The sequence below is a fragment of the Rhodothermales bacterium genome (assembly GCA_039944855.1).
Taxonomy (GTDB): domain Bacteria; phylum Bacteroidota; class Rhodothermia; order Rhodothermales; family JANQRZ01; genus JBBSMX01.
Map to the genome: position 1 here is coordinate 1 of JBDUXZ010000032.1, position 16612 is coordinate 16612.

Sequence of the window (16612 nt, forward strand, 5' to 3'; positions counted from 1 at the left end):
CACACGCCGTTCTTCAAGGGGTACCGGCCGCAGTTCTACTTCCGCACGACGGACGTGACGGGGGACATCGAGCTGCCGGAGGGGGTGGAGATGGTGATGCCGGGGGACAACACGCAGTTCAAGGTGAAGCTGATCGTGCCGGTGGCGATGGAGCAGGGGCTGCGCTTCGCGATCCGCGAGGGCGGCCGGACGGTGGGCGCCGGTGTCGTCACCAACATCCTCGACTAACAAACTGTGAGTTCCGAGTGACGAACGACGAGTGGGAGCAACACTCGTCCTTCGTCGCTCGTCATTCGGGACTCGCCCACACGGGCGTAGCTCAATTGGCAGAGCAGCGGTCTCCAAAACCGCAGGTTGCAGGTTCGAGTCCTGCCGCCCGTGCTCACGGGTCCACGTGGCCCCACCATTAGCACGCGAACCACGACGCGACATGGCAGACAACAAAGGAGCGGGTTACGTTCAGGAAGTCGTCAAGGAGATGAACAAGGTGCACTGGCCGAAGCAGAAGGAGCTCGTCAGCAACACCAGCCTGACGCTCATCGCCTCGTTCATCCTCGCGCTGTTCATCTTTTTCGCAGACAAGGGGATCAGTCAGATCCTCCAGTTCATCTACGGCTAGCCGTCGGCTAGGCCCGACCGGCTCGGCCGCGCGGTTGAGCGGTGCGCTCCCACGATTATTGGCGAAGGACAGGAATTATGGCTAAGAAGACGCAGGAAGGAATCCGTAAGTGGTACGTGCTACGGACGTTTTCCGGCCACGAGAAGAAGGTCAAGGAAGCGATTCAGAACGAACTCGAACTCAAGGGCTTTCAGGACCGCATTAGCGAAGTCCTGATCCCGACGGAGACCGTGTTCGAGATGCGCGGCGGCAAGAAGCGCACGCGTGAGAAGACATTCTTCCCCGGCTACCTCCTCGTCGAAGCATACCTCGATCCGTACCTCAGCGATATCCTCTCGGCGCTCCCGTCCGTCATCGGCTTCCTCACGACGGGCGACGAGCCGACCCCGCTCCGCCCCGACGAGGTGAATCGCATTCTCGGCCGCGTCGAGGAAACGGCGGCCGCGGGCGAGCAGCCCGAGATGCCGTTCAAGTCGGGCGACGCCGTGAAGGTCGTCGACGGCCCGTTCAACAACTTCTCCGGGTTCGTCGAAGAGGTGTACCCGGACAAGATGAAGGTCCGCGTGATGGTCTCCATCTTCGGCCGCAAGACCCCGCTCGAGCTCGATTACCTCCAGGTCGAGCACGAGGCCTAGCCCAAATGTTCCATGCGCCGTGAAGCCTCGGCGAAGCGGAAACCAGGCGGCCGTTCGTCCTTAGACATGGGCTCGGCTGCGTTTTACCACCCTTAAGATTAGCGCGGGAGCCGCTCGGCCTTACAGCCCCGGCGTTTGCACCGCACACCGACTATGGCAAAGAAAATAGACGGCTTTATCAAGCTGCAGATCAAGGCAGGCCAGGCGAGCCCGGCGCCGCCGATCGGCCCGGCCCTCGGCCAAAAGGGCGTCAACATCATGGAGTTCTGCAAGGCGTTCAACGCGCAGACGCAGGACCGGATGGGCCTCGTCCTCCCCGTGGTCATCACGGTGTTCGCCGATAAGAGCTTCAACTTCATCGTCAAGAGCCCGCCCGCGGCTGTGCTCCTGAAGCAGGCGGCGAACCTCCAGAAAGGCGCCGCCGACCCGCTTCGTGAGAAGGTCGGGAAGGTCACGTGGGACCAGTGCAAGGAAATCGCCGAGCGCAAGATGGAAGACCTCAACGCGCACACGGTCGATCAGGCTGCGCATATGATCGCCGGCACGGCCCGCTCGATGGGCATCACCGTCGACGGCATCCCGGCTTAGGAATCGAAGAATCGGAGAGTCAATGGGTCGATGATCTTCGGCTCGTCGGCTCCTCGTCTCACACCCACTGCGGGAGCCGGCTTCGCGTCGGCGTTCGTACCGCACAGCATCCATACGCATGGCTAAGAAAGGAAAGCGCTATCGCGACGCGCAGAAGCTGATCAGCGAGGCGGCCGACGGCAACGGCGGCACGTTCTCGATCGAGGAGGCCGCAGGCCTCATCAAGAAGACGGCGAAGGCGAAGTTCGACGAGTCCGTCGACATTGACCTCCGGCTCGGCGTCGACCCCCGGCACGCGGACCAGATGGTGCGCGGCTCGGTGGCCCTCCCGCACGGGACCGGCAAGACCGTCCGCGTGCTCGTCCTCGCGGAGGACGGTCGTCAGCAGGAGGCGCTCAGCGCCGGGGCTGACCTCGCCGGGCTCGACGACTACGTCGAGAAGATCCAGAACGAGGGCTTCCTCGACTTCGATGTCCTCATCGCCACGCCGAGCGTGATGCCGAAGATCGGCCGGCTCGGCCGCGTCCTCGGTCCCCGTGGGCTCATGCCGAACCCGAAGAGCGGGACGGTCACGAACGACATCGCCGAGGCCGTCACGGCCGTGAAGGCGGGTCGGATCGAGTTCCGCGTCGACAAGTTCGGCAACCTCCACACGTCGATCGGGAAGTCGTCGTTCTCCGAGGAGCAGATCAAGGAGAACGCCGAGGCCTTCGTCAAGGAGATCCTCCGGCTGCGGCCGGCCTCCGCGAAAGGCGTCTACATGCGCTCGATCACGCTCTCGACCACGATGGGACCGCCCGTGCCGGTGGACCGCAACGCCGCCGTTGGCTCGGCGCGATAACTCCCTCCCGGCACACGAACCCTCAGACTTGCTGAATCATGGCACTTACGAAAGCACAGAAGCAGGACGCGGTCGCGGCGATTGCGGAAGACCTCCAGAGCGTCAACACCGTCTACCTCACCGACTATGCGGGCCTCAGCGTCGAGCAGGCGAACAACTTGCGCAGCGCCTTTTTCAAGGCCGACGTCCGGTTCAAGGTCCTGAAGAACACGCTCCTCCGTCGCGCGATGGACGGGCTCGACATCGACTACTCGGAGCTCTACGACCAACTCCACGGCCCGACGGCCGTCGCCTTCACGAATGATCCCGCCACCCCGGCCAAGGTCATCAAGAAGTTTACCGAAGGAGACCTCACGCTCCCGCGTCTCAAAGGCGCGTACGTGGACGGAGCGTTCTTCGGCCCCGATGCCCTCGAACAACTCGCCGCGCTGAAGAGCAAGGACGAGCTCGTCGCGGACATCATCGGCCTCCTCCTGTCTCCGATGACGAACGTGGTCGGCGCCCTTCAGGCGCAGGGCTCGAACCTCGTCGGCGCGATCAAGACGATCGCCGAGCGCGAGGAAGCGTAACGACTATCGGACGGCGGGGGCTCGCGCCCCGCGGCGTTCGTGATAAGTACCTCATCATCCCTTAATCAGCGGCGCAGCTTCCGACTCTCTGAGTCTTCGGGCGTAGACCGCCGCAGGAAACCCCACTACCATGGCAGATATCAAAGAACTCGCAGAGCAGCTGGTCAACCTCACCATCAAAGAGGCGAGCGAGCTCGCTCAGGTCCTCGAAGACGAGTACGGCATCAAGCCGGCCGCTGCGGCCGTCGCGATGGCCGCCGGCCCCGCCGGTGGTGATGGCGCCGCTGCCGAGGAGCAGACGGAGTTCGACGTGATCCTCAAAGGCATCGGCGGCAACAAGATCGCCGTCATCAAAGAGGTCCGCGGCATCACCGGGCTCGGTCTCAAAGAGGCCAAAGAGCTCGTCGACGGCGCGCCCAACGCCATCAAGGAAGGCGTGTCGAAGGCCGAGGCCGACGACATCAAGGGCAAGCTCGAAGGCGCCGGCGCCGAAGTCGAGCTCAAGTAAGCAGTCCCTCGCGCATCGCGCGTAGGCTTTAGCCCGCCGCCCGCTTCTGTCGCCTTCGTGCGGCGGGGCGGGCGGTGGGGCGAGCCGGCTTACCCGGAACGAGGCGTTCTCGCCTCACGGTGGGGGCCGGCTTTCGCCGCTTGGTATCCAGAGCGGCGAGCACTAGAAATGCCGGTGTAGACCGGTCCAGGCCCGGAACCCGAGCAGGCACCTCGCGTTGCCGTCGGTCCATTTGGCCCAATTTTTTCGGCAGCTATCAACTCATCGGGGCGTACGTTGAGCAAAAACAGCACGAACGGGAGAGCCACCGCCACCACCCGCCAACGAAAAGAACTGCCCGCGACCGAGACCGGTCGCCTCACCTTTGCCGACATCCAGCCCGTGCTGGAGTACCCCGACTTCCTCGGGGTTCAGCTCCAGAGCTTCGCGGACTTCGCGCAGGCCGACGTCGCGCCCGAAGAGCGCGACCCCTCGAAGGGTCTCCAGGGCGTCTTCCTGGAGCACTTCCCCATCACCGACAGCCGCGAGCGCTACACGCTCGAGTTCCTGCACTACGAGCTCGACGCGCCGAAGCACTCCGTCGAAGAGTGCATCGCGCAGGGCTTGAGCTTTGCCGTGCCGCTCAAGGCGAAGCTGCGGCTCTCGTCGAAGGAGGACGAGGACGAGGACGAACCGGAAGAGGCCGTCCAGCAGGATGTCTACCTCGGCAACCTCCCGTTCATGACGGAGCAGGGGACGTTCGTGATCAACGGCGCCGAGCGCGTCGTGGTCTCGCAGCTCCACCGTTCGCCGGGCGTCTTCTTCGGCCAGAACATCCATCCCAACGGCACCGAGCTCTATCAGGCCCGCGTGATCCCGTTCCGTGGCTCGTGGATCGAGTTCTCGACCGACGTGTCGAACGTGATGTGGGCGTACATCGACCGGAAGAAGAAGCTGCCGGTCACGACGCTCCTCCGCGCCCTCGGCTACTCGTCGAACGAGGAGATCGTCCGGCTCTTCGACCTCGCCGACACGATCGCGACGACGAACAAGCGCGACTTCGGGAAGGAAGGCGTAGGCCGCACGCTCGCCGCGAGCGTCACCGTCGAGCGCGTCGAAGAGATCGTCGACGAGGACACGGGCGAGGTGATCGAGGAAGTTCGGGAGCGCGAAGTGCTCTTCCCCGCCGAGCACGTGCTCGAAGAGGACGACTACGGCATGCTCAAGGAGGCCGGCATCGAGCAGGTCTTCGTCCGCAAGGAAGAGGAGGAGGACTTCGACAAGGCGACCCTCCTCAACACGCTTAAGAAGGACCCGACGCACTCCGAGGAGGAGGCGCTCGAGTACCTCTACATCCAGCTCCGCGGCTCCGAGCCGCCGGACGTCGAGACCGCCCGCGGCGTGCTCGACCGGCTGTTCTTCTCCGAGAAGCGCTACGACCTCGGCGATGTCGGCCGCTACCGCATCAACCAGCGGCTGAACCTGCCGAAGGACCGCGACGACGTTACGCTGACCCGCGACGACATCATCGCGATCGTGAAAGAGCTCATCGCGCTCCAGAACGGCAAGAGCCACGTCGACGACATCGACCACCTCGGCAACCGCCGCGTGCGGACGGTCGGGGAGCAGCTCCAGAGCCAGTTCTCGCTCGGCCTCGCGCGGATGGCGCGGACGATTAAGGAGCGGATGAACCTTCGCGACGCCGACAAATTCACGCCGCAGGACCTCGTGAACGCGCGGACCGTCTCGTCGGTCATCAACACGTTCTTCGGGACGAACCAGCTCTCGCAGTTCATGGACCAGACGAACCCGCTCGCCGAGCTGACGCACAAGCGTCGGATGTCGGCGCTCGGGCCCGGTGGTCTGACCCGCGAGCGCGCCGGCTTCGAGGTGCGTGACGTTCACTACACGCACTACGGTCGGCTCTGCCCGATCGAGACGCCGGAAGGCCCGAACATCGGCCTTATCTCGTCGCTCTGCGTGCACGGCGTCATCAACGACTTCGGCTTCATCGAGACCCCGTACCGCGTCGTCAAAGACGGCGTCGTGACGCAGGAGATCGAGTACCTCTCGGCTGAGGACGAGGACCGCGTCATCATCGCGCAGGCGAACGCTCCGCTGACCGACGACGGCACGTTCGAGAACGAGTTCGTCCGGTGCCGCCAGCGCGGCGACTTCCCGCTGATGCGGCCGGACGAGATCGACTACATGGACATCTCGCCGAACCAGATCATCTCGCCCGCCGCGAGCATGATCCCGTTCCTCGAGCACGATGACGCCAACCGCGCGCTCATGGGCTCGAACATGCAGCGGCAGGCGGTCCCGCTCCTCCGCCCGGAGAGCCCGATCGTCGGCACCGGTCTCGAAGGCCGCGCCGCGAGGGATTCCCGCGCGCTCGTCGTCGCCGAAGCCGACGGTGTGATCGAGCAGGTCGACGCCAACCGCATCATCGTCCGCTACGACGAAGGGGAGGACGAGACGGCGCTCGCGTTCGAAGAGCCCGTCCGCGTCTACAACCTCGTCAAGTTCCGCCGGACGAACCAGGACACGGCGATCAACCAGAAGCCGCTCGTCCACGCCGGCCAGCGCGTCAGCAAAGGCGACGTGCTCGCCGACGGCTGCGCCACGCAGAAGGGCGAGCTCGCGCTCGGCAAGAACGTGCTCGTCGCGTTCATGCCGTGGAAGGGCTACAACTTCGAGGACGCGATTGTCATCTCGGAGCGCGTCGTGAAGGACGACGTGTTCACCTCGGTTCACATCGAGGAGTTCGAGCACCAGGTCCGCGACACGAAGCGCGGCGAAGAGGAGCTCACGCGGGAGATCCCAAACGTCTCCGAGGAAGCCACGCGCGACCTCGACGAGCGCGGCATCATCCGAATCGGCGCCGAAGTCGGCCCCGGCGACATCATCGTCGGCAAGATCACGCCGAAGGGCGAGACCGACCCGACGCCGGAAGAGAAGCTCCTCCGCGCCATCTTCGGCGACAAGGCCGGCGACGTGAAGGACGCCTCGCTCAAGGCCAAGCCGGGGATGAAGGGCGTCGTGATCAACACGCAGCTCTTCAGCCGCCGCAAGGCCGACCCGGCCACGAAGAAGGCCGAAGAGGCCCGCCTCGAGCAGATCGAGAACCAGATCGCCCGCGACGTGGCCGAGCTGAACGAGCGGTTCTACGAGCGATTCTTCGAGCTCGCCCACAACGAAACCTCGGGCGGCGTCGAGCTGCGCGACGGGAGCGTCGTGGTCAGCGAGGGCGGCAAGGTCACGAAGAAGTCGTTTGAAGAAGTGCAGCCGTCGGAGCTCAAGATCCGGCAGGAGTTCACCAAGGACGACGAGAAGAACGAGCAGATCGCCCGCCTCCTCTCGAACTACCAGCGCCGCCACGCGGACGTGACCGGCCTCGCCAAGCGCGAGCAGTACCGCATCCAGATGGGCGACGAGCTGCCGCCCGGCATCGTCCAGCTCGCTAAGGTCTACATCGCCAAGAAGCGCAAGCTTCAGGTCGGTGACAAGATGGCCGGCCGCCACGGCAACAAGGGCGTCGTCGCCCGGATCGTGCCCGTCGAGGACATGCCGTTCCTCGAAGACGGGACGCCGGTGGACATCGCGCTCAACCCGCTCGGCGTGCCCTCCCGTATGAACCTCGGGCAGATCTTCGAGACCCTCCTCGGGTGGGCCGGCGATAAGCTCGGTGTGAAGTACGCCACGCCCGCCTTTGACGGCGCGACGATGGACGACATCTCCGCCGAGCTCGAAGCCGCCGGATTGCCGACGGACGGCCGTGCGCAGCTCTACGACGGCCGTTCCGGCGAGCCGTTCGACCAGCTGACGACGGTCGGGCAGATCTATATGCTCAAGCTCTCGCACCTCGTCGAGGACAAGATCCACGCCCGGAGCATCGGGCCGTACAGCCTCATCACCCAGCAGCCGCTCGGTGGGAAGGCGCAGTTCGGCGGCCAGCGCTTCGGCGAGATGGAGGTGTGGGCGCTCTACGCCTACGGCGCCTCCGCCGTCCTCCGCGAGCTCCTCACCGTCAAGTCCGACGACGTGCAGGGCCGCTCGAAGACCTACGAAGCCATCGTCAAGGGCGACACGCTCCCCGAGCCGGGCATCCCCGAGAGCTTCAACGTGCTCGTCCGCGAGCTCCAGGGCCTCGGCCTCGAAGTCCAGCTCGACTAATCGGCATGCCACCCTGCGGTGGGCGCGCGGCCGCGCGCCCACCGCAACCGGTATCATCTTTATAGCTCCCGATACAACACATGGCATACGGAACCACGCAAGTACCCCCCCGCAAAGGTGGCATCTCCTCCATCACCGTCAGCCTCTCCTCGCCGGAAGCCATCCTCGAGCGGAGCCATGGTGAGGTCCTCAAGCCCGAGACGATCAACTACCGCTCGTTCAAGCCCGAGAAAGACGGGCTGTTCTGCGAGAAGATCTTCGGCCCCGTCAAGGACTGGGAGTGCCACTGCGGCAAGTACAAAGGCATCCGCTACAAAGGCATCATCTGCGACCGATGCGGCGTCGAGGTGACGCAGAAGAAGGTCCGCCGTGAGCGCATGGGGCACATTACGCTCAGCGTGCCCGTCGTCCACATCTGGTACTTCAAGAGCGTCCCGAACAAGATCGGGCACCTGCTCGGGATGAAGTCGAAGGACCTCGAGAAGGTGATCTACTACGAGGCCTACGTCGTCATCCAGCCCGGCTCGGCCGGTGGTCTCGGCGTCGAGGAAGGGCAGCTGCTGACGGAGGACGAGTATTACGATGTCCTCTACCAGATCCGCGAGGACAACAACCGCCTCCCGGACGAGGACCCCGAGAAGTTCGTCGCCATGATCGGCGGCGAGGCTGTCGAAGAACTGCTCAAGCGGCAGGACCTCCCGCGCCTCTCGCGCGAGCTCCGCTTCCAGGCCAAGACCGAGACGAGCCAGGCCCGCAAGGCCGACGCGCTCAAGCGGCTCGCCGTCGTGGAGAACTTCCGCGAGGCGCACAAGAAGATGGAGAACCGGCCCGAGTGGATGGTGATGAAGGTCATCCCCGTCATCCCGCCGGAGCTCCGCCCGCTCGTCCCGCTCGAAGGCGGGCGCTTCGCCACGAGTGACCTCAACGACCTCTACCGCCGCGTGATCATCCGGAACAACCGGCTGAAGCGGCTGATGGACATCAAGGCCCCCGAGGTCATCCTCCGCAACGAGAAGCGCATGCTTCAGGAAGCGGTGGACTCCCTCTTCGACAACAGCCGGAAGGCCAACGCCGTCCGCTCGGACTCGAACCGCGCGCTGAAGTCGCTGAGCGATATGCTCAAGGGCAAGCAGGGCCGGTTCCGCCAGAACCTCCTCGGCAAGCGCGTCGACTACTCGGGCCGTTCCGTCATCATCGTCGGGCCGGAGCTCGGGCTGCACCAGTGCGGGCTCCCGAAGGAGATGGCCGTCGAGCTCTTCAAGCCGTTCATCATCCGTAAGCTCATCGAGCGCGGCATCGTGAAGACGGTCAAGAGCGCCAAGAAAGTCGTCGACCGTCGGACCGCGGATGTGTTCGACATCCTCGAGAAGGTGATCGAGGGGCACCCGGTGATGCTCAACCGCGCGCCGACGCTCCACCGACTGGGCATCCAGGCGTTCCAGCCCGTCCTCATCGAGGGCAAGGCCATCCGCATCCACCCGCTCGTCACGACGGCGTTCAACGCTGACTTCGACGGCGACCAGATGGCCGTCCACGTCCCGCTCTCCCAGGACGCGATCCTCGAGGCGCAGCTCCTCATGCTGTCCTCGCACAACATCATGAGCCCCTCCAACGGCGACCCGATCGCGGTGCCGTCGCAGGACATGGTGCTCGGGATGTACTACCTCACGAAGTCCCGCGCGGGCCAGAAGGGCGAAGGCATGCGCTTCAGCTCGATCGGCGAAGTGCGGCAGGCGTACGACCAGAACCAGGTCGACCTCCACGCCCGCATCAACCTCCGGCTCGGCCGCGCGATGTGGGACGGCTCGGCGCAGCCCGGCGAGATGATCGAGACGACCGTCGGCAAGGCGATCTTCAACGAGATCGTCCCCGCCGAAGCCGGCTACATCAACGACGTGCTGACGAAGAAGAACCTCCGGGGCATCATCTCGCAGGTCTTCAAGGCCACGGGCTTCGCCAAGACCGCCGCCTTCCTCGACAACGTCAAGGACCTCGGCTTCACGCAGGCCATGCTCGGCGGGCTCAGCTTCTCGCTCGCCGACATCGTCGTGCCCGACGCCAAGCGGACGCTCATCGAGAAGGCCGAGGGCGAGGTCGGCACCGTGCGCGGCCAGTACGAGATGGGCTTCATCACGGACAACGAGCGCTACAACCAGGTGATCGACATCTGGACGCGCACGAACAACAAGATCTCCGACGTCCTCTTCAATACGCTGAAGGAGGACAAGGAAGGCTTCAACGCCATCTACATGATGGCCGACTCCGGCGCTCGTGGCTCGAAAGAGCAGATCCGGCAGCTCGGCGGCATGCGTGGCCTCATGGCGAAGCCGCAGAAGTCGATGTCCGGCTCCGCAGGCGAGATCATCGAGAACCCGATCCTCTCCAACTTCAAGGAGGGGCTCTCCGTCCTCGAGTACTTCATCTCGACGCACGGTGCCCGTAAGGGCCTCGCCGACACCGCGCTCAAGACGGCCGATGCCGGCTACCTCACGCGCCGGCTCGTGGACGTGTCGCAGGACATGACCGTGACCGAGCACGATTGCGGCACGATCCGTGGCATCAAGATCGCCGCGCTCAAGGACAACGAAGACGTCGTCGAGCCCCTCGCCGACCGCATCCTCGGCCGCGTCGCGATTGCCGACGTCCACGACCCGCTCACGGGCGACCTCATCGTGGAAGCGAACGACGTGATCACCGAGGCCGTCGCCGAAGCGATTGCCCAGACTTCCATCGAGGGCGTCGAGATCCGCTCGGTGCTCACGTGCGAAGCCACGCGCGGCGTGTGTGCCCTGTGCTACGGGCGTAACCTCGCGAACGGCCGCCTCGTCGAGCCCGGCGAAGCGATCGGCGTCATCGCCGCGCAGTCGATCGGCGAGCCCGGCACGCAGCTCACGCTCCGCACGTTCCACATCGGTGGTACGGCCAGCCGCATCTCGGCCGAGTCCACGATCCAGTCGAAGTTCGCCGGCAAGGTCTCGTTCGAGAACCTCCGCACGGTCAGCTACGACGGCGGCGACGGCGAGCAGGAGATCGTGCTCTCGCGCCAGGGCGAGATCCGCATCCTCGACCCCAACGACGACAACCGCCAGCTCATCTCGTACCCGATCCCGTACGGCGCCGAAGTCATGACCGCTAACGGGGTGACCATCGAAAAGGGCGAGGTGCTCGCGTCGTGGGACCCGTACAACTCCGTCATCCTCTCCGAGGTCGAGGGCTCGGTCACGTTCCAGGACGTGATCGAAGGCACCACGTTCCGCGAGGAGTCCGACGAGCAGACCGGGTTCAAGGAGAAGGTCATCACCGAAACCCGCGAGCGTAACCTCACGCCCGCCGTCATCATCAAGGCGAAGGGGGGCAAGAAGGAGTACACGATGCCCGTCCGCGCCCGCCTCCAGATCGACCAGGGCGACGACGTGCAGGCCGGGCAGGTGATCGCGAAGATCCCGCGCCAGAGCGCCAAGACGCGCGACATCACGGGCGGTCTGCCGCGCGTGATCGAGCTCTTCGAGGCGCGCCAGCCGACCGACCCCGCTGTGGTCTCCGAGATCGACGGCGTGGTCAGCTTCGGCGGCCGTAAGCGCGGCTCGCAGGAAGTTATCGTGACGAGCCGTGACGGGGCGACGGAGAAGGCCTACCTCGTCTCGCTCTCGAAGCACATGCTCGTCCACGAGAACGACTTCGTCCGCGCGGGCGAGGCCCTCTCCGACGGGCAGATCTCGCCGCAGGACATCCTCGCGATCCAGGGACCCACGGCCGTGCAGGAGTACCTCGTCAACGAGGTCCAGGAGGTCTACCGCCTCCAGGGCGTCGCGATCAACGACAAGCACATCGAGGCGATCGTGCGGCAGATGATGCAGAAGGTCCGCATCACCGACCCGGGCGATACCACGTTCCTCGAAGGCAACCTCGTGGACCGCTTCCAGCTCGAACAGGCGAACGACGAGCTCTACGACCAGTTCGTCGTGACGCTTCCGGGCGACACCCAGCTCGAAATCGGTGGGGTCATCACGCGCCGCCAACTCCGTGAGATCAACTCGGAGATGAAGCGCGAGGACAAAGAGCCCGTCGAGGTCCGCCCGACGGAGCCGGCCGTGGCCGAGAGCGTGCTGCTCGGGATCACGCAGGCCGCGCTCGCGACGGACTCGTTCATCTCCGCCGCCTCGTTCCAGGAGACGACGAAGGTGCTCACCGACGCCGCGATCGGCGCCAAGAGCGACCCGCTCTACGGGCTGAAGGAGAACGTGATCGTCGGGCAGCTCGTCCCGGCGGGTACCGGGCTCCGGCGCTACCGCGACATCGTCGTGGGCTCGAAGAAGGAGCTCGAAGCGCTGCAGGCCGCCGTCAGCGGCACGTCTCGCACGCCGGCCGGCGACGGCAGCACCGCCGTCGAAGCCGGGTTGTAAGCGGCTCGCTCGACAGAAAGACCACCAGCGCCCCGGCTGTCCTCGCGACGGCCGGGGCGCTGTGCTGTTGGAGGTGCGAGGGCTTGGATCAGCGAAGCACGGTGATCCGCTGCGTGGCCTCGACCCCGTCGCCCGTAGCGCGGACGAGGTAGAGCCCGGCCGGGAGCCGCGCCGCGTCGAGGGCGAAGGTATGGGTGCCCATTCCGAGTGGCCCCCTGTAAAGCATTGCCGCCCGCCGTCCGAGCACGTCGTAGACGGTGACTGAGACTTCGGAGGCAGTGGCGAGCGCGAGATTAACCGTGGCTTCTCGGGCAGACGGGTTGGGGAAGACTGACATGGCAGTGATCGAAGGGGAAGCCTCCGTCTCCGCTGCGACTTCGACGGCTTCGAGGTAGCGGACGATGACCATGCGGGTGCCGGAAGTAGAAGCGGAACCTCCTGATGCGACGGCACGCCCGTCGGCGAGAAACGACAGCGCGGAAGCGTAGGAGTACGTCTCGATCTCCGTCGTGGTGACGCCGCCCACACCGAAGGCAGGATCGAGCGCCCCGTCGGGGAGGAGGCGAGCGAGGGCGAGGTGAGCGTCGTGTGAGCCCGCGACGAAGAGCCGCCCGTCCGGCAGGACGGCGAGATCACGTCCGTTATCCAACGGACGTGCTAGGCCTTCCTCACCGAATGAGAGATCCCGTGTTCCTTCGGGGGTGTACCGTAGGAGGTTGAAGGTCACGCTTACGGGGCCGAAATAGCCTCCTACGATGACGCCCCCGTCGGGCTGAAGGTTGACCATCGTCAACTCGTTGATCAAGCTGAGGTGGATCAGTGATCCAAACGCAGCGTCGAGTGAACCGTCGGGCAGAAACCGGTACATCACGCCGTCGGACTCGTCCGTTGTCACCCTTCGAGTTACGGAACCGACAGCGACGGTGCGCCCATCGGGATGTACGGCGAGATCGACTGCGCATCCGGCGAGGCCGGCCGCCGTCAGTCCATCCTCGGAGAACGTGAGATCGGGTGCGCCATCGGGGAGGAGGCGAGCCAGGGCGAGTCCCCCGCCAACTCCGAGGAGGCATCCGCCTGCTACGATCTGGCCTTCCGGCAGGAGTTGGAAAGTCCGAGCCGCGAACGCTGGGAAAAGCATCACGCGTCCCTCTTCTCCAAAGGTGGAGTCAAGCGTGCCGTTGGGTAGGTAACGAGCGGCGGCAAGCCTCGAACTGGTGGCAACGAGCCCCGAACTCGTGCCCAGTGCGAGGAGGCGCCCGTCGGGTTGCAGCGCGAGGTCGTAGACGCAGGCGTCCTCGCCGAACTCCGTTACCACCACCCCGTCTTCGCCGAAGCTGGGGTCGAGCGCGCCCTCGGCGTCGAAGCGGGCGAGGTAGAACCCGCGGCCAGATCGCGTCGTGGCGCACCCGGCCGCCACCGTTCTCCCATCGGGAAGCGTCGCGACCGCAGTGGCCGCGGCGTTGCTCGTGCCGAACCCGCGCGTGGTGACACTACCGTCGCCGCCGAAGCTGGGATCGAGTCTACCGTCGGCGAAAAGTCGCGTGGCGGCGAAGCCGGAGCCACGGGGGAGGGCAGCCGTCCCAGCAACGATCGCACGTCCCGAGGCGACGGCGCTTAATGCCCAGGCGTCGGAGAGGCCCACGTCCCGGAGGCGGCCTTCCTCACCGAAGGTGGGGTCGAGTTCGCCATCAGGGAGGTAGCGTGCGAGCACAGCACCCCCTCCGTTTCCAAGCTCGTGGCCGGCAGCGAGAATCTCGCTGTCCGGTGCTATCGCGAGGGCGTGGGCGTAGCTACTCCCCGAGAACTCCGTCCGCACGGCGCCGCTCTCCCCGAAAGTGGAGTCGAGCGCTCCGTCCTCAGCGAGCCGGACGAGTACGAAGTCTCTTCCGCCTCCGGTGTCAATGACGGAGCCTGCGACGACAATTCGGTCATCGGGCGGTTGGAGGGCGAGGGCATATCCCAGCGTGTACGAGTCTAGGTTGAGGAGCACGCGCCCGTTTGTACCGAAGGTGAGATCGGGACTCCCGTCGTCGAGGAAGCGAACGACGACCAGGGAGCGTCCCCCATGTCCAGCGACGACGATCCGCTCCGCACTGTCAATGGCGATAGCACGCGCCGAACTGTAGGTATCGAACGTGATGGTGACGCGCCCGCCGTCGCCGAAGTCGGGGTCGAGCGTGCCGTCAGGGAGATAGCGCGCTACAGCGAAGCCGCCCCCGCTCGCAGCGATCCCCGCCACGACGATCCGCCCGTCGGGCTGGAGCGCGACGGCATTGGCCTCGGCACCGCCGCCGAAGGGGGTAACAACGAGCCCGTTGTCGCCGAATGTGACGTCCGGTGTTCCATCGATGCCGAACCGGGCGAGAGCGAAGGCCCGTGGACCGCCACCTGACTCTTCTGTCCACCCCACCGCAACGAGGCGACCGTCCGGTTGAAGCGCGATGGCATGGGCTGCTGCCGGATACTCGAAGCCGGCCTCCGCATGACCACCGGTACCGAACGAGGTATCCAACGTGCCTCGAGAATGGAAACGGGCGAGCCCAAACCACGAAGCCGACAGGGATAGGTTGTCGGCGCTGCCCGCAAGGACCACACGGCCGTCAGATTGGACCACGGCCCCCCGCGCTACATTCTTCTCAGCGACTCCGATCCCCTGTGTGACAACGCCGTCCTCGCCGAAGGTAGCGTCGAGCGAGCCGGCTTGACCGTGAGCAGAGGACACGGCTCCGCAGAATGCGAAGCCGACGACAACAAGGAAGGGAAGCATACGCATCGAGTCGAAGGCTGAGTGGACACACAGGGAGGGTAGCCTTCAGCGGGAGCGATGCGGGGTGTGTTGACGAGGGAGCTGTTCGGCAAGCTAGGGAGTCGGAAGTGATTGTGCAAGTGTTAGGTGCACACCCGTGACGACCTGCCTCCTGCGCTGCTCTCCGAGTTAAGTCGGGGCCTCGCGCGTAGGCGCGAAGGTTGAAGGCAGCTCCAAACCTTGAGGGAAGTGCGGCGTTGGATTCGTCTCTCCTCTCCCCTCATACTGGTTCGCTCCCGCTGTGGCTGATCCCTCCTCCGACTCCACTCCCATCTCCTCGAAGCTCGTCCTCCTCATGATCGGCGGTGCCGCCATCCTGTTCATCGTGATGGCGCTGTTCCTCACCGTCGACCGCCCCGAAGGGGATACGGGAGCCGACGCCGCGCTGCCCGCTCCCGAGCAACAAGTCGAGGAGGGCAATGCCGACATGCCCGTCTCGCCTCGGCGCCCGTCGCCGCCGCTGGAAGACTAGAGCGCAGATCATGTTGATGTAAGCGAGTAGCCACAGTGCCTGATCCACGCCCCCACCTCCTCCACGCTCACCGCTTCCAGCGCCTCGGCCACCGCCGCGCGCAGGGCCTCCCGCGTACGGGCTCCGACGGCCCGCAGCCGTGCCTTCACCTTCGACCAGCACAGCTCGATCGGGTTGAGCTCCGGGCTGTACCGCGGGAGGTAGAGCACGCCGACGCCGGCGGCTTCGAAGGCCGCCCGCACCGCCTTCGTCTTGTGCGCGCTGAGGTTGTCCATGACCACGGCGTCGCCGGGGCGGAGCGCTGGGAGCAGCGCCTCGCTCACGAAGGCGAGGAACGACGGGCCCCGGAGGCCGCCGTCGAGCGCCCGGTGGCAGACGACGCCCTCGGCCGCGATGGCCCCGACGACGGTGAGGTTCTGCCCCCGGTTGTGGGGGACCGAGCCGTAGAGGCGCTCCCCGCGCGGGCTCCGGCCCCGGTGCCGCGTCATCGCCACGTTCGAGCCGGTCTCGTCGAGGAACACCAGCCGCGCCGCGTCGAGCGACGGCTGCTCGGCCACGAAGGCGGCCCGCTCCTCGGCTACGTCCTCCCGGTCGCGCTCGGAGGCCCGGAGCGTCTTTTTTTGAGCGTGAGCCCGAGCCGAGCGAGCGCCCGGTTCACCGTCGGCCGGCTGACCTCGACTCCCCGCTCGGCGGCCAGCCATGCCCGGCGCTCGTCGTCGGTGGCGTCGGGGGCCTCGCGGACGTGCTCGGCCAGCGCGGCGAGGTCCTCGTCGGAGAGGGCCGGGGTCGGCCCCCGGCGCTGCTCGACGGGGGCGGCCGTACCGGCCGTGCGCCACCGGCGCTTGAGCTTCTGGACGAAGCCGAGGCTGACGCCGAAGGCGGCGGCGACGGCTCGTTCGGTGTGGTCGCCGCGGAGGGCGGCGTCGAGGACGCGTTGGCGGAGGTCGAGCGAGAAGGCGCGCATGAGCGAGGAGTTGGGGTCGCCCCAACTTACATCATCCAGAACCCTGCTCTAG

General features: G+C 65.8%; 12 protein-coding genes, 1 tRNA gene and 1 pseudogene. 11 read left to right on the plus strand and 3 right to left on the minus strand.

The features are described 5' to 3' along the window. The 10 genes from tuf to rpoC all read left to right on the plus strand — a co-directional run. Nucleotides 1-228 (plus strand): elongation factor Tu (gene tuf, locus ABJF88_16405; protein MEP0548520.1); only part of this gene is annotated, 228 nt, incomplete at its 5' end. A gap of 80 nt (nt 229-308) precedes the next feature. Further along, nucleotides 309-381 (plus strand) — tRNA-Trp (locus tag ABJF88_16410). 49 nt (nt 382-430) lie between these two features. Then, on the plus strand, nt 431-619 hold the full coding sequence (secE, locus tag ABJF88_16415; GenBank protein ID MEP0548521.1) for a preprotein translocase subunit SecE: 189 nt from the start codon (nt 431-433) through the stop codon (nt 617-619). A 77-nt stretch (nt 620-696) separates the two neighbouring features. After that, on the plus strand, nt 697-1254 hold the full coding sequence (nusG, locus tag ABJF88_16420; protein ID MEP0548522.1) for a transcription termination/antitermination protein NusG: 558 nt from the start codon (nt 697-699) through the stop codon (nt 1252-1254). A gap of 153 nt (nt 1255-1407) precedes the next feature. Then, nucleotides 1408-1842, plus strand: a complete 435-nt coding sequence (rplK, locus tag ABJF88_16425) for a 50S ribosomal protein L11 (protein ID MEP0548523.1) — start codon at nt 1408-1410, stop codon at nt 1840-1842. A gap of 118 nt (nt 1843-1960) precedes the next feature. Continuing rightward, complete coding sequence (gene rplA, locus ABJF88_16430) at nt 1961-2683, plus strand: 50S ribosomal protein L1 (protein ID MEP0548524.1); 723 nt, start codon at nt 1961-1963, stop codon at nt 2681-2683. Nucleotides 2684-2721: 38 nt separating this feature from the next. Next, nucleotides 2722-3252 carry a 50S ribosomal protein L10 gene (gene rplJ / locus ABJF88_16435; GenBank protein ID MEP0548525.1) on the plus strand — a complete coding sequence of 177 codons (531 nt, stop codon included), beginning with the start codon at nt 2722-2724 and terminating at the stop codon, nt 3250-3252. Nucleotides 3253-3382: 130 nt separating this feature from the next. Then, a complete protein-coding gene (rplL, locus tag ABJF88_16440) occupies nt 3383-3760 on the plus strand; it encodes a 50S ribosomal protein L7/L12 (protein ID MEP0548526.1) in 378 nt (125 codons plus the stop codon). A 333-nt stretch (nt 3761-4093) separates the two neighbouring features. Beyond that, entirely contained in the window at nt 4094-7915 is a 3822-nt protein-coding gene (gene rpoB, locus ABJF88_16445) for a DNA-directed RNA polymerase subunit beta (GenBank protein ID MEP0548527.1), read from the plus strand. A gap of 80 nt (nt 7916-7995) precedes the next feature. Next, nucleotides 7996-12318 (plus strand): DNA-directed RNA polymerase subunit beta', encoded by a 4323-nt coding sequence (rpoC, locus tag ABJF88_16450; protein MEP0548528.1) that lies wholly within the window; start codon nt 7996-7998, stop codon nt 12316-12318. Nucleotides 12319-12406: 88 nt separating this feature from the next. On the opposite strand, the gene ABJF88_16455 is transcribed toward rpoC, so the two are convergent. Then, complete coding sequence (locus ABJF88_16455) at nt 12407-15091, minus strand: T9SS type A sorting domain-containing protein (GenBank protein ID MEP0548529.1); 2685 nt, start codon at nt 15089-15091, stop codon at nt 12407-12409. Nucleotides 15092-15365: 274 nt separating this feature from the next. Here ABJF88_16455 and ABJF88_16460 point away from each other — a divergent pair, with 274 nt between their 5' ends. Further along, complete coding sequence (locus tag ABJF88_16460) at nt 15366-15596, plus strand: hypothetical protein (GenBank protein ID MEP0548530.1); 231 nt, start codon at nt 15366-15368, stop codon at nt 15594-15596. 8 nt (nt 15597-15604) lie between these two features. Here ABJF88_16460 and ABJF88_16465 read toward each other — a convergent pair. Together ABJF88_16465 and ABJF88_16470 are read right to left on the minus strand one after the other, a co-directional pair. Further along, nucleotides 15605-16159 (minus strand): annotated as a pseudogene (locus ABJF88_16465) (IS630 family transposase). A 14-nt stretch (nt 16160-16173) separates the two neighbouring features. After that, nucleotides 16174-16560 (minus strand): transposase, encoded by a 387-nt coding sequence (locus ABJF88_16470; GenBank protein ID MEP0548531.1) that lies wholly within the window; start codon nt 16558-16560, stop codon nt 16174-16176. Nucleotides 16561-16612: the final 52 nt, after the last annotated feature.

Excerpts from the sequence above, each read along its gene's own strand:
- nusG (MEP0548522.1), top strand. The coding sequence starts at position 697 with ATGGCTAAGAAGACGCAGGAAGGAATCCGTAAGTGGTACGTGCTACGG.
- rplJ (MEP0548525.1), top strand. The coding sequence starts at position 2,722 with ATGGCACTTACGAAAGCACAGAAGCAGGACGCGGTCGCGGCGATTGCG.
- secE (MEP0548521.1), top strand. The coding sequence starts at position 431 with ATGGCAGACAACAAAGGAGCGGGTTACGTTCAGGAAGTCGTCAAGGAG.
- rpoC (MEP0548528.1), top strand. The coding sequence starts at position 7,996 with ATGGCATACGGAACCACGCAAGTACCCCCCCGCAAAGGTGGCATCTCC.
- ABJF88_16455 (MEP0548529.1), bottom strand. The coding sequence starts at position 15,091 with ATGCGTATGCTTCCCTTCCTTGTTGTCGTCGGCTTCGCATTCTGCGGA.
- rplA (MEP0548524.1), top strand. The coding sequence starts at position 1,961 with ATGGCTAAGAAAGGAAAGCGCTATCGCGACGCGCAGAAGCTGATCAGC.
- rplL (MEP0548526.1), top strand. The coding sequence starts at position 3,383 with ATGGCAGATATCAAAGAACTCGCAGAGCAGCTGGTCAACCTCACCATC.
- rplK (MEP0548523.1), top strand. The coding sequence starts at position 1,408 with ATGGCAAAGAAAATAGACGGCTTTATCAAGCTGCAGATCAAGGCAGGC.
- ABJF88_16470 (MEP0548531.1), bottom strand. The coding sequence starts at position 16,560 with ATGCGCGCCTTCTCGCTCGACCTCCGCCAACGCGTCCTCGACGCCGCC.